The sequence below is a fragment of the Geobacillus proteiniphilus genome (assembly GCF_001908025.1).
Lineage (GTDB): Bacteria > Bacillota > Bacilli > Bacillales > Anoxybacillaceae > Geobacillus > Geobacillus proteiniphilus.
Window position 1 is genome coordinate 1 of the sequence record NZ_MQMG01000033.1, and the last position, 13,753, is coordinate 13,753.

Here is a 13,753-nt window from a genome sequence, read left to right on the forward strand (position 1 = left end):
TTTTGTTCTACCTCCCCGAACGTTAATCCCGATATCGGACCAAGAAAACGAAGTTTTGTAGATTTTTTGTCCTTTATCAGCGGCAATAACTATCCCTTTCCTCGCTGCATTTCTTAACACTAATAGTTGCATTTGATCTAAATCCTGCGCTTCATCAATAAGTATATAATCAATACGCATCGATTCAGGAAAGCTATCTATGTTACGATATATCTTAACTGCAAAGTCATCAAACTCCATCTTACCATTAACATCTAACAATTTTTGGTACTCTTCAAAGAGTTCGAAAATCTGCTTCCTATCTTTTTTTGTAACACGAACCTGACTCCCACGTCCTATACGTTCTACTTTTTGATAATCCTCAAATTCCATTAATCCCTTTCCCTTTATCCAGGAAATCTCTTCTCTTAAAAATGTAAAATATTTGTTATCATTAAAATAACGATGGTTGCTTTTTTTCTTCATGTTTGAAATGGCCTGTTCTAATAAACTCTCAGCTGTTTTATTGGAGATAACAGGTCGCTTTAATCCCATCTCTGTAAGAACTTTTGAAGCCCACTGATGAAATGTATATATTTTTATTCTATCGCTGTTCAAAAACATCGCTAACTCCGAAGCATAGTTGGCTAAGGTTCGGTTAAATGTAAATAGCGCTACAGTAACTCCTTCTTTACTTTCGATAATCTTCCTTGCTTTTTTAAGAAGGACAGTGGTTTTTCCACTTCCAGCTATACCTTTAATCAAAAGTTCATTCCCTTCGAAATTAACGATTTCTTCCTGTTCTTTTGTAAGATCGACATTAAACACTAAAACCACACTCTTTCTAATTTAGATAAATTCATCATCATCTTCATCCTCAGAAAAAATGAAGTCAAGGGCTGTTGGAATAGCTTTTTTAGTTTCATTTTTCTCCATACTCTCGACTGCCCTTTTAACGCTGATGGCAGCTATTTCATGAATTTTCCTTTCCCTTTCCTGTTTCGAAACATAAAAGGATTTCCCCCATGCCCTGGCGGCACTTTCCCAAAAATCTATATCGATAACCACATTTCTCATATATCTTTTACTCCATTTCCCTCGAATCATCATCAATCGGATAATAAGAATCAGGACATTCATCAATATAAGGACAGAAACGGCATAGTTTAGATGGACTAGCAGTCATCATTGGTTGTTGTTCTTCGGATAAGCTCTTCCAGAATTCATTTTCAACCTCTTTACCTGTTCCAAATACTAAATTCCATTTCTCCCTAATCGAGTCTTCACTGCGATAGGTCCCTGGATGCAGAAGAAACTGAAACTGCCTTTGTACAAAAGGATACGAAACACCTTCATACAAGCTGTTTTCGGTCTTTCTAATGGTTTCGATATATTGGGCTTTATAGTTTTCCTCCATCAAGATCTTCTTGCGCAATAATATCCATTGAGGGAACAAGGCAAACACTTGCTCTTCAATCTTTTCCTGCGGAGCATTAGTCATAGCTGCGAGAACCTTTATTAATGTTCCAAATAAAAATTCAAGATGGAAATCCTTCCGATAAGTTGCATATGGTTTTGTTAAAAAGCTATAGAAAAAGCGTCGTCTGCAAAAAAACAACTCATTCATAGCCTCAATAGGATAATGGGAAAAGTGCTCTTTTGATTGCTCAAATCCATCACTAATCATCTTCTTTAGTGCTAATTTTTCTATAGAAGGGTCGTATTTATAAGGCTCTTCTGGCAACTCAAGCAATGTTAAATAAAAAGATTCCATCATATTATCATTTCCGTTCCAATTTCTCATCCAAGAGACAATTCCATAATCTGTGAAGCTAGCAAACAAGTAGAAAAGATAACGAGAGATTTCGGACTTTAGGTTTTCTCTAAGTAAAACCATATATAGTGATGTGTTTGACTTCATTGATTCTAATGTTTTTTTTGTCAGCGGCCACGGCAAAGAAGATTGTGATAATGGCAAACTGTTTTCATCTAATCCGCAAATATGAATAACAGCCTTTTCTATATTCGCTTCAATTACCTTTCCGTCAATCTCTTGGAACGATATAACAACTTTTTCACCATCCAATTGCTGATCATCTTCAAATGATAACCTCCCTCCCAAGTAAACAGAAATAGCATCTGCCAAATCCTGTACAAGAAATTGGTGATCCTGATCACCCTCAACAAGTTTTTTATGCAATTCGTCTACAAGTATTCGCTCTTCTTGTTCAAGACTATCCCTAACACCCTTACCAAGTATCTCCTCAATTCTCTTAAAATGGTCATGTAGAGAGACCCTATCTCCGTTTTCTGTAAATAAAGAACGTGCAATAGAAAACAATTGTTTTATAAAACGAATAGTTTGCTCAACATCCTCGATAGGAATGTTCAAATAAGAAAAACGCACAAAGGGATTTTCCAACATCCTATGAAAACGCTCTGACGCAACACCTTTATTGTTATATTTCTCATATAAATGCACTACATTATTTCGTATTTCCCAAAGAAGCTGTGCGGTTTCTTCCCATTCATCTATGGTTCGGCATCCTTGGAAAAAAGGCAGCAAGTCGTTAAGTATCCCCATATAGTCTCTGGCGTTTTCATTCGTTTCATTATCTAAAAGCCACCCTGATCCAAAACATTCCATTAAAGCGCGGTCATCTATTATTAACTGTTCTTCTTGCTCATCCCACATCTTATGAAGATGAAATAAAAATTGGCCAAAAGGGTAAGATAGAAAATGGCGTTTATCTTGATAGTTTTCGGGATAGTATTCTTTAAGACGATTATTTAAATCTGCTTCACAAGGCGACAAGTATATAATTTTTTTTCCCCGCTGACTATGATCATTTTCTATCTTCTCATACTCATCTAGAAACTCGTAAAAGTCTTCGTAAACCACTTTTTTTAAAGTATTTTTTACATTCTTTCTATACTCGCGAAATTGTTCTGCAGTTCCTTGGTCTGTAAAGGAACTCGCAAAAACCTGACCAAACGTTGAAGACGGATACTTTCCCTTATCAAAAATCCAATCCTTATGATCAACCAAACCGTATCTATCTGAAAGAAATTCTCGGACAGACTTAAAAATCTCTGGATAGCGCTGGTCATATAAATTCATAAAGATAAGCTCAAAACCGGCCTGTTTCAACAACATAAAGATTCTATGCTGAATTGGAGTAATAAAGTAGAAACCGTGGAGAAGTATTTTTTTATTCCACTTCTTGATTTGATTTTCACCAATTAAATTACTTAAGGAGTGATATAAATCTCCACGAAATCTAGCGATATCATTTTGCCATTTACTAATCTTTTCACGGATTTTTGAAAATGATTCGTCCCTTTTCTCTAGTTCTCCCCAAATTTTAACAAAGCATATCTCTTCAGGTTCTTTCACTTTCTGAGAAAGTCTACTCGGCGATTCCTCGACCTCAGACAGAATTCTTATAGTCTGTAGTACGTCTGTCTGATTTAAACGAAAAGCTCTCAGAATTTGTTTTTCATCTTCATCAGTGTTATCTCTTGCCTCTCTAATTACTTCAGTAAGTCTAGCGTATTGAGTGAGTTTTTGTTTGGTTGAGGTCCAGTAGCCAAGGAGTTCACTCACAAGCAAAGCTGCGGAAATTACCATATTCTTCGGACCTTTATACTGTTTTTTATCAGCACTTTTTCTAACAGCCTCGGTAAGACTTTTTGTTGCACATATATGCACAGCATTCCGATACTTGCTCCCAAATATATCCCTTTTGATAAAATCTCTCGGGTCTGTGTAAGCGATCATTCTCGTCGTCATATATTTACACCTCGAGCTTTTTTGATAAAAGCTTTGTCCAGTTCCAAACTGAAGGGTTTTTAGAATAATTATTTTTAATAATCCATAGCTGATTTTGAACACGTGTCATCGCAACATATAGGAGACGTGTTTCCTCCTGCAGAACAGCTAGTTCCTCCTCTTGTGATAGTTTTTTATAATTTAGATTTTCTCTTGTTTCATTTTGTTTTCTTATTTTCCATCCAGCCTGCTTTTTATCCTCATCAAACAAAATTTCGCTAAAATTATACCGGAACGGACGTTCAGTAAAAGGAATCAATACAGTATGGAACTCTAATCCTTTGGAGCGATGAACAGTCATGATTTGAACTATATCTTCTGGAATTTCATCAACCCGCGGTTCGTCCTCATCTCTATTAGTGGCCTGGTTTTGTTTAAGCCAGGTATGAATGCCATACAACGTAGCAAAATCCGAATCAAAATGCTCGTGTAAAAGATCCATTAGATGGTTTAAGTTTTTCACGTATTGTTTCCACTTGAATTTGGCTTTTTCTTCTACTAATTCAATCCAATTTTCTTCATTGATTCCTTGATTCTCTGTTAATGTCTGGAGGCGAATTCTTTCTCTTTCTTGCCAATAGTATCTAGAATCCGGCCTAGTAGCTGTTATGATTTGACGCAAAACAGAAAAAACAGGTCTGATTCGCAATTGTTTTGTTATTTTCAACAAAGGAAATCCTGACTCATAATCATCAGCACTGAGCATCTCTTCTCTTAAGAACTCGTAAATTTCTTTCTCATTGCCATTAAACTTGGCAAGAGCTGTCCAGTCGATCCCCTTGCTAGAGTATGGTGTATTAAGGAGATTCAAAATGCTTAAAACTCTTTTTGGATATAGCAAAGCTTCTACAAGTATTGAAAAGTGTTTAACAGCTTCGCTATTGAAAAATGTGCCCCCTACATTTAGATATGTATCTATCCCTTTTTTCTTACACCAATGTTCTACAAGTTTAGCCTCTTTATTTGTTCTAACAAGTACAGCTATTTTCCGTTTTTCCTTAGACTTACTTTCTTGATCCAGCTCGAGAGAACGTTTAGCTTCTATGATCATTTCCACCACATCATCTTCCATACAATCTTTAGGTTTATCGACAGTTTTATAAATGATCTTAGGATAGGGCAAATCTTTGGGCATATTACGAATACCGATCAGTCTATCTGTATCTTTAGGGTCTGTATCGGAATACTGCAACCATCCATTTTTTCCCCATTCAAGAAAATACAAGTGCATCTCATCAAGAAGCTCCATGGCTGTACGGTAGTTTTTCCTCAGATTATATTGTTTGATCTTTTGCCCATTTTGTTTCACTTCCTGTTGCAATCGATTAAAGGCAGTATGATCTGCACCGCGAAAACGGTAAATGCTTTGCTTGATATCTCCTACTACAAACAAATATGAGTTTAATGCTTTTTGCATTTGGGCAATTAGTCGAATTTGAACATCATCGCTATCTTGAAATTCATCTACAAAAATATAGCGAAATGGAAAAGGTAATTTTTCAAATGCATTTCCTTTTCCGGTCTTTTGACGTTTCAATGCCAAATCTACCTGGCGTGTTAAGTCATTCAATGACACAGTGTTGTTTTCTTGTTTAAAACGTTGGAATTCTCTTTCAACTGCAGGAAAAATCGCTTTCATAATATCGTTATAAAAAACATGGTCTTTGGTTGCTTCTCCCCAATCCAATGATGTAATTTCCTCTATAGTCATTCCTTTTTTCTCCATTTCCTCCCAAAAACTATTTAATGTATCAACCAGTTCATGTAGACGGAGGGGGGCTATCAGTTTTTCTAATGTTTTCGATACATCATTTTTTAATAAATACCTTTCCAACTCCATTTCTATAATCCTTTTCCGCTCCATCCTAAAAGTACGAATATGCACGTCTCTTCCATATCCAAGGATTGACCCCATTTCCTTTAATAACATTTTTGCAAATGAATGTATTGTGCTTATACGCATATTTTTTAATTCTTCAATGTAGTTCAAATATCGAATCTGGCGTGTGACACGATAGCGATTAAACAGTTCTTTTCTAAGGCGGTGAAACATTTCTTGTGCAGCATCTCTTGTAAATGTAATCATTGCAATTTCCCTTGGAGAAACACCAGCCTTTTGTAACAAATACATGACTCTTTGCACCATAACAGTTGTTTTCCCTGTTCCAGCTCCCGCTTTTATTGATAAATGCTCATTAGCAGGAGCATGTTCCACTAAGTACTGCTCAAAATTAAATTTTCGAAAATGCTTCACAATGTTCCCAAGTTCGTCTGTAATATTTTCTCCGTCTACTATGGTTAGGTGATCTTTAATGTGAAAAGAAGATGAGTCCGGTGTGAATATTTGCAATAAATAGCTCTCCCTAAATCCCTTTTCCTCCTCTTCGTCCATAATGCCTTTAAAACAGATATCCTTATCCGTCAACAAAAGAACTTTTATGCCTGATAAGAGAAAACCTTTTATCCTTCTTTTTAAATCCTCTTGCATCTCTGATGAAGGAATAACTTCAAGATATGAATATATAGGCGCACGTTCTAATCTCTCCATTGAAGTTAATCTCCTTTAAGATCAGTTTTTGGATCAAACTACTAAAATCTCAGACTAATAACCTAAAAATATATACTTTTTTATGAATATCATACAATAATTATATAATGGTCCATCTTACTTTGTAACTATTCAGCCACATCATAAAGTGAGCTGAATATTTTTTGCTTTTCCTGTCCATGATGTGAATATTGATAGACAAGGAGGTGAATCGCATGTTGACGGTACAACAAGCTGTATTTACAGTTGAGAGCTTAATCGGCAAAGTTCAACAACAAAAACAGCTCATTACTCACCAACAACAAGTCATTGAGCAACTGTTGAAAGAAAACAAACAACTACGCAAAGAAAATGAACAACTGAAGTACCGTGTTCAAGAGCTGGAAGCACGCACGAAAAAAAATCAGCTCCAATAGCCATTTGCCCCCATCTTCTGACCGTTTTGAGAAAAAGCGTTCCTCCCGCGAGCCGTCTGGCAAAAAGCCTGGTGGGCAAGAGGGACATGAGGGGAAGACGCTCCGTCAAGTGGAACATCCACATCATCGTGTCGTCCACCGTGTGCATACGTGTCAAGGATGTGGAGCTTCTTTGCGTGAAGTCAAACCGTTCAAAGTCGATATCCGTCAAGTGTTTGATGTCCCTACTGTGGCGATCGAGGTGACACAACATGAACGTGAAGTGAAATCGTGTCCACATTGTCGATGCGTGCAACAAGCCGAATTCCCATCCCATGTCACGAATCATGTGCAATACGGTCCACGGCTCACGGCGCTCGTTGTTTATTTACATCATATCCAATTGATCCCGTACAAGCGTTTAAGTGATACAATCGAAGCGTTATATCAACACTCGATTAGTACAGGAACCCTTGCCAATATGGTGAAACGAGGACGCGAAGCGCTGGAATCAAATATGGACATCATCGAAGACGCCTTACTTGAATCCAACATCCTGCATGTCGATGAAACGAGTTTGCGCATCAATGGGAAACTCGCATGGGTGCATGTCGCGTGTACATCGAGATATACATACTTGGCTCCTCACGCTTCTCGTGGAAAAAAAGCGACCGATGATATCGGGATTCTTCCCCGATATGAAGGGACGATGATGCACGATGCGTTCGGTACGTATCCGAAATACACACATGCCACCCATGCCCTTTGTCATGCCCACCATTTGCGTGAGTTAAAAGGATTCATCGAACAGGGGCATACGTGGGCGATGCGCATGACCACGTTTCTGTTAGCCGCCAAGCAAGCCGTCGAAGCCCATCACGGTGCACTTTCCGAAGAAGAAGCGAGACGGTGGGAACGAGTGTATGATCGCATCCTAGAAAGAGCACAACACCGATTAGAAACGATGACGCCTCTTCCGAAAAAAGCACTCGCTTTTGTTCGACGCCTTCAAAAACGAAAGGAAGAAGCGCTGCGTTTCTTACGTGAAGTACATGTTCCCTTTGATAACAACCAAGCCGAACGCGATCTTCGCATGGTCAAAGTCAAAGAGAACATTTCGGGTACGTTTCGCGAAGAAACATTCGCGCAGTCGTTTTGCATCGCAAGAAGCATCGTTTCCACACTGACGAAACACGAAAAAAACGTGTGGGATTCGTTATGTCTTCTGTTGGCAGGCGAAACGATCGATCGAGTTCTTTCCGCTACCTAGGGCATTTTCTATGACCGAAATGCCCTATTTGTGCTGGGCTTTTTTATACACTAGCACTGGGGTGAATAGTTACCTTACTTTCCTACAACAATAGCTGTTTATTTTGACCCGAACCAAATGATAAAGACCTAGAACTTTGGCAAGGCCTCTACCGCATCTGCCAAATCACTATAACTATCCTTTAAGTACCGTGATGTGGTGGCGATATGACTGTGTCCAGCCAGACGTCGCACTTTTTCGATGTCGTTGTTAGTCGCCTTCAACATCCATTTACAAAACGTATGGCGAAACATGTGCGGTGTCAGTTTCTTGCCCGGTGGGCTGTAGCTTTCGACCATCCGTTGAATACCGCGAACAGAAAATTTCGGAGAGCGCTGGCTGTAAAAAACATACGGAGAAGTTGCAACGTGTGGCTTTTTTGTCGCCATTTTGGCACGAAACGATAACCAATCTTGAAGTTCTGCAAACAAAATATTCGAGATTGGCACCGTCCGCACCTTCATCCCTTTGCCGACGATCCGAAGTCTCCTCATTTCGAAGTCGATGTCTGTGAGCTTCAGATTCGACAGTTCCTCCACCCGCAGACCGGCGTAGACAAACAGGTACACAATCGCTCGATCGCGGCGATATTTTTCCTCTGAATCTACCCCCCGACTACGAATCGGCATTTTCCGCATTCGATGTAGCAGGTCTTCAAACTCCTCTTCGGTCAGCCACATGATGGTCTCTTGGTCCTCATCTACCGTTTTCAAATCCGATATGCTATTCATCGGATTTTGCTCTATATACCCCTCTTTCACAGCCCAGCGATAAAAGTTGCGGAGTGCATTTAACCGCCGGTTGATCGTTGAGGTCGCCAACGGCTTTCCTTCGATCGGATGGAGCATTTGCTGGATCCATTTGCGGATATCAGCCGACGTGACGTAATCGCCCGGACGGATATGTAAATCGTTGAAAAAGATATTTAAGTCATTGGTGTAGGAGATGATGGTGTTTGGGGAAGCTCCTTTTTCCTGAAGATAGGTAACATACTCATTTAACATCTTTTTCACCCTTTCACTTATACGACGAGTTTAAATCGATTCAAAGAGCAAATAATCGCTTTTAAAAATAACATTATATGACGAGTATACCATAAAAAAGGCGAGATTGTTAGACATATAATGTATATTATATGTCCAGTTTAATTATAATTTAATTATTATTGATTTTTAATCATTTAAAAATCACTTCTCCGAAATGATCTTTAAATAGTTAAAAATTAATATGTATCCGGAAAACAGCCTTTTCGCTGTTTCCCTCCTTTCGATATTTATTTAATTCCTATCTTCAAATTTTAATTTTATTTTAATTTTATTTGACAGTGAATGCTGGATTTTTAGAGCGTTTGTGTTCTTCTGCTATTTTGTCGCATAGTTCAATAAATTTCTCGTATGAGAGTGCATTTTTCATCCTATTAACTATATTACAGCAGAGAACGATATTATCCGGAGTGTATCCTTTTGTATTATCCAACCTGTCTATACTAACGGAATAGTCGTTGTTATCGTGTTCTTGCTGAGGTATTTCCATTTGGATGCCGGTGTAGAAACATTTCCCCTTCTGCACCGCATAAAAATGCTTTATTAATTTTTCCAAATCATTTGTTTCCAAACTTTCTAGACCTTTTTTCTGTGCTCTCATGGTCGCGCCCAATGCTTTCAACGCAAAATAGTTTTTTTGCTGATACTGTTTTTGGTATTCCTTTCTATATTGTTTCATACAATCTGTACACCAAGACGGGTTCTTAAATTCACTAATTGGATTCCACCTATTACATCTACTACAAATTTTACCCTTTTGTCCCTCAATAATGACAATTTGTTTTTTTCTTCTCCCTCTTTTTACCATTAAATTCCTCCTTTTTAATCAAATGGTTCATCACCACAACGTGTACTTGACAAGCGAGGCTTTTTCTCGTGTCACCATGTAGGAAAATCGTTGATTTACTGATTTTCCTTATGCATGTAAGCAAGACATGATCTGAAACAGTCAAGTACAACTTTTGGTGAAGAGCTAATCAAATTTTTGTTGAAATTTTTGTACATAAAATCACCTCATTTATTTTTATTTGCTGCCCCATTTCACACCCGATGCAGCAAGTCCCACCCTTTTACCAATTATTCCATTCTATTTTTATTTTTCTCCATTGATAAACTTTGGCAAATAGTTTTGATGTTTTATTATAATATCTCCTTTTCCATTTAACATGGTTGCTTTTACAGTAATTCCTTTCTTTTAGGGCTTTATATTACATATAATATTATTCGTTTAGAAAAATATGACAATTTCAATATAAAATTTTATTGGATATATTATACGGCGACCCGTAGTCTTTTGGGCCGGGAAGGGCGGTGTGATAGGCTGGACCGAGCCGGAAGGCGAGGGCTTCGGCGCCTGGGCTTGCAGTGGGGGAGCCTTCCCGGCTGCCAGCCGACCATCACACCGCCCCGGGGACCCGGACCAAAAGGAAACGGAAGCGCCGGTGCAGCTGCACCTATCTGTCGCTTTTTGTCGAAAATTAACCAATATTTAATGTCAGACAAAAAAATAAAACAATAAACATCATTATTGAACGCGGCGGTGCTTTGAGCAGCTCCTTGATGTTGCTTCGCACGGCCGCGGACAGCGGAAGGTTCTGGATCGCAAGCAGCTTCTCCGAGCGGCTGAGCGCCGGGCTTCCCCAGGCTCCGGCCGGATGGCCAAAGGCCAGAAGGCGGCCAGCCGGGAAGACCGGCGCGGAAATGGAATCTTCGTGCGAACCACGAAACTTTTGTTTGTTGGAAGAAAAGATGAAATAAACGTTTATTTATTGTTTTAATTATTTCAATGCATACTCTATTATTTTTATCATCACTTATTCGTTTAATGATTCGTTGCTTCAAGCAGCGGTGCAATGAAGTGGCTTCTTCGGCCACGCTCCGCACGGCTATGGATGGTCATGCTTGCAAGCGGCATCCGCGGACAGGCCGGCGCGGATTTCGTTTATCTGATATAATCAGTAGTAAATATACGCTTTTGAAAGGCTTCGCTGACTGGGGTGATCCATTTGAGCGACAATCTTACCAAAGAGCAACGTTCCAAGACCATGAAAGCCATAAAGTCGCGCTCGCAGTTGGAAGATACGGTCTCAAAAGCCCTCTGGAGGGAAGGATATCGATTTAGAAAGAACGACAAGACCCTCCTTGGGAAACCTGATATCTCCATCAAAAAGTATAAAGTCGCCATCTTCATTGATTCATGTTTCTGGCATGGATGTCCACTGCACGGGAATATGCCTGAAAGCAATAGGGAATATTGGGAAAAAAAGCTCTTGAGAAACAAAAATAGGGATCAAGAAGTCAACGAATATTATAGAAAAATGGGCTGGAATTGCTTGAGAGTGTGGGAGCATGATTTGAAACAGGATTTTGATCAAACAATAAAGCAAATAAAGAATTTCATTGATCAAGCCATGGATAGATGAGCGCTTGGATGCAACAAGCGTTTTTTTATTTGTAGAAAATTATAACCTTATAAGGTTTATGTATTATACAAAGATAAAAACTATGATGTTAATTGGAGGAGGGGGAGGAATTTTTTGCTTCATAATTCCAGGAGGAACAAAAATTTATTGCAAAAAATATTAAGCAAAATTATAAGCAAAAAAGTGATGGACAACTTCAACAGATTTTTATCCCAGCATCGGATTGCAAACCGGGAAATCAGCCGATATATTGGCGCTCCCGACAACGCCTTCAATAAAATCATCAACGAAATGTCGGTCCCGTCTGTGGCCACCATAATCCGTTATGTGCACGCAGCGGAGCAGATTATCGGGGAAAATAAGATTTCCATTTATTCCAAAATTCTAATCGACAATGAAATTGAGAAAGCCGTCAGCATCCTCAACCAAATTTCAGATGCCGACATCACTGAGCTGATCAAGGAAAACAAGGAGTTTTTCAAGTCGCTGGACTTTTATTTTTCCACCACCCAGTCCAAAAAAGTCGATCCATTTACAATCGAAGAGAGAGACATCTACGCAGAAATAAAGGAGATGCTCGACCATGAATAAGAAAAGCACCAGAAAGGTATGGTTTATTACACGCCCGGAAAGAGACCCCCGATTCCATCAAGAGGCATTGCTGGCTTTGCAGAAGGCGACGGATGATTTCAGGCTGAAATGGGCGGGAAATAGAGAAGTCCATAAACGGTATGAAGAAGAGCTCGCAAATATGGGGATCAAAAGAAACAACGTCAGCCATGACGGTTCCGGAGGACGCACATGGATGGCCATGCTCAAAACCTTCTCCTATTGCTATGTAGATGATGACGGATATATTCGCCTTACAAAAGTCGGAGAAAAGCTCATCCAGGGAGAAAAGGTGTACGAAAACACAAGAAAACAAGTCTTGACGCTCCAATATCCAAACGCTTATTTTCTCGAGCCGGGATTCCGCCCAAAATTCGACGAAGGGTTTCGGATCCGCCCTGTCCTGTTTCTGATCAAGTTGGCGAATGACGAAAGATTGGACTTTTATGTAACAAAAGAGGAGATCACTTATTTTGCCATGACAGCCCAAAAGGACTCGCAGCTGGATGAAATCGTGCATAAAATATTGGCGTTCCGAAAAGCCGGCCCTCGCGAGAGAGAAGAAATGAAACAAGACATTGCCGCCAAGTTCGACCATAGGGAAAGATCAGACAAAGGAGCGAGGGACTTTTACGAAGCCCACTCCGACGTGGCCCACACTTTTATGCTCATCAGCGATTACACAGGATTGGTCGAATACATTCGCGGCAAGGCTTTGAAAGGCGATTCTTCCAGGATCAATGAAATTAAGCAGGAAATCGCTGAAATCGAAAAACGCTACCCATTCAACACACGGTACATGATATCGCTCGAGCGCATGGCGGAAAACAGCGGCTTGGATGTCGACAGCTACAAGGCCAGCAGATACGGCAATATAAAACCAGCTGCAAACTCCAGCAAGCTTCGGGCGAAAGCAGAGAGGATCCTTGCGCAATTTCCATCCATAGAATCGATGTCGAAAGAGGAAATCGCTGGGTCCCTCCAAAAATATTTATCGCCGAGAGACATTGAAAAGGTCATTCATGAGATAGTGGAAAGCAAGGACGATTTTGAAGGGATCAACTCCGATTTTGTAGAGGCCTACTTGAATGAAAAAGACAACTTGGTGTTTGAAGACAAGACCGGCCAAATATTCAGCGCGCTGGGGTTTGACGTTGCAATGCGCCCCAAAGCCAAGAACGGGGAAAGAACAGAAATCGAAATCATCGCCGGGTATGGAGGAAGCAAATTCGGCATCATTGACGCCAAAAACTATGCAGGAAAGTTCCCACTGTCCTCTTCCTTGGCTTCACATATGGCGTCTGAATACATCCCCAATTACACGGGATATGAAGGCAAAGAGCTAACGTTTTTCGGCTATGTGACCGCAAACGACTTCAGCGGGGAGCGCAACCTGGAAAAGATATCGGACAAAGCTAAGCGAATCACCGGAAATCCCATCAGCGGATTTTTAGTCACAGCCAGAACCTTGCTCGGCTTCCTTGATTATTGCATTGAGAACGATGTGCCATTGGAAGACCGCGCCGAACTGTTTGTCAAGGCTGTCAAAAACAAAGGATACAAGTCGCTCGAAGCTCTGCTTCGAGAATTAAAAGAGACAAGCTAGGGCGAGGGA

The 13,753-nt window shown here is 39.9% G+C and carries 9 protein-coding genes and 1 pseudogene; 4 read left to right on the plus strand and 6 right to left on the minus strand.

Annotation, left to right across the window (positions count from 1 at the left end):
* The 4 genes from BRO54_RS11760 to BRO54_RS11775 form a co-directional block, all read right to left on the minus strand.
* A partial coding sequence (locus BRO54_RS11760; protein WP_153042463.1) for a UvrD-helicase domain-containing protein occupies positions 1-807 on the minus strand: 807 nt, incomplete at its 3' end.
* 21 nt (positions 808-828) lie between these two features.
* The gene (locus tag BRO54_RS11765; RefSeq protein WP_074044057.1) at positions 829-1,056 is read right to left on the minus strand and encodes a hypothetical protein; all 228 of its coding nucleotides are present in this window, start codon (positions 1,054-1,056) and stop codon (positions 829-831) included.
* A 7-nt stretch (positions 1,057-1,063) separates the two neighbouring features.
* On the minus strand, positions 1,064-3,772 hold the full coding sequence (locus tag BRO54_RS11770) for a hypothetical protein (RefSeq protein ID WP_074044058.1): 2,709 nt from the start codon (positions 3,770-3,772) through the stop codon (positions 1,064-1,066).
* 4 nt (positions 3,773-3,776) lie between these two features.
* Entirely contained in the window at positions 3,777-6,359 is a 2,583-nt protein-coding gene (locus tag BRO54_RS11775; protein WP_074044059.1) for a UvrD-helicase domain-containing protein, read from the minus strand.
* Positions 6,360-6,574: 215 nt separating this feature from the next.
* Between BRO54_RS11775 and BRO54_RS11785 the strand changes: the two are divergent.
* Positions 6,575-8,024 (plus strand): annotated as a pseudogene (locus BRO54_RS11785) (IS66-like element ISGst1 family transposase).
* A 128-nt stretch (positions 8,025-8,152) separates the two neighbouring features.
* Here BRO54_RS11785 and BRO54_RS11790 read toward each other — a convergent pair.
* A complete protein-coding gene (locus tag BRO54_RS11790) occupies positions 8,153-9,067 on the minus strand; it encodes a tyrosine-type recombinase/integrase (protein WP_074044062.1) in 915 nt (304 codons plus the stop codon).
* Positions 9,068-9,377: 310 nt separating this feature from the next.
* On the minus strand, positions 9,378-9,914 hold the full coding sequence (locus BRO54_RS11795; protein WP_074044063.1) for a hypothetical protein: 537 nt from the start codon (positions 9,912-9,914) through the stop codon (positions 9,378-9,380).
* 1,189 nt (positions 9,915-11,103) lie between these two features.
* Between BRO54_RS11795 and BRO54_RS11805 the strand changes: the two genes are divergently transcribed.
* The 3 genes from BRO54_RS11805 to BRO54_RS11815 all read left to right on the plus strand — a co-directional run bounded on the left by BRO54_RS11805 (position 11,104) and on the right by BRO54_RS11815 (position 13,744).
* Positions 11,104-11,529, plus strand: a complete 426-nt coding sequence (locus tag BRO54_RS11805; RefSeq protein WP_084544553.1) for a very short patch repair endonuclease — start codon at positions 11,104-11,106, stop codon at positions 11,527-11,529.
* A gap of 114 nt (positions 11,530-11,643) precedes the next feature.
* Positions 11,644-12,120, plus strand: coding sequence for a hypothetical protein (locus tag BRO54_RS11810; RefSeq protein WP_023634599.1), 477 nt, complete (start codon positions 11,644-11,646; stop codon positions 12,118-12,120).
* Entirely contained in the window at positions 12,113-13,744 is a 1,632-nt protein-coding gene (locus tag BRO54_RS11815) for an AlwI family type II restriction endonuclease (RefSeq protein WP_074044065.1), read from the plus strand. Before BRO54_RS11810 ends, BRO54_RS11815 begins: the two co-directional genes overlap by 8 nt.
* The last annotated feature ends 9 nt before the right edge of the window (positions 13,745-13,753 follow it).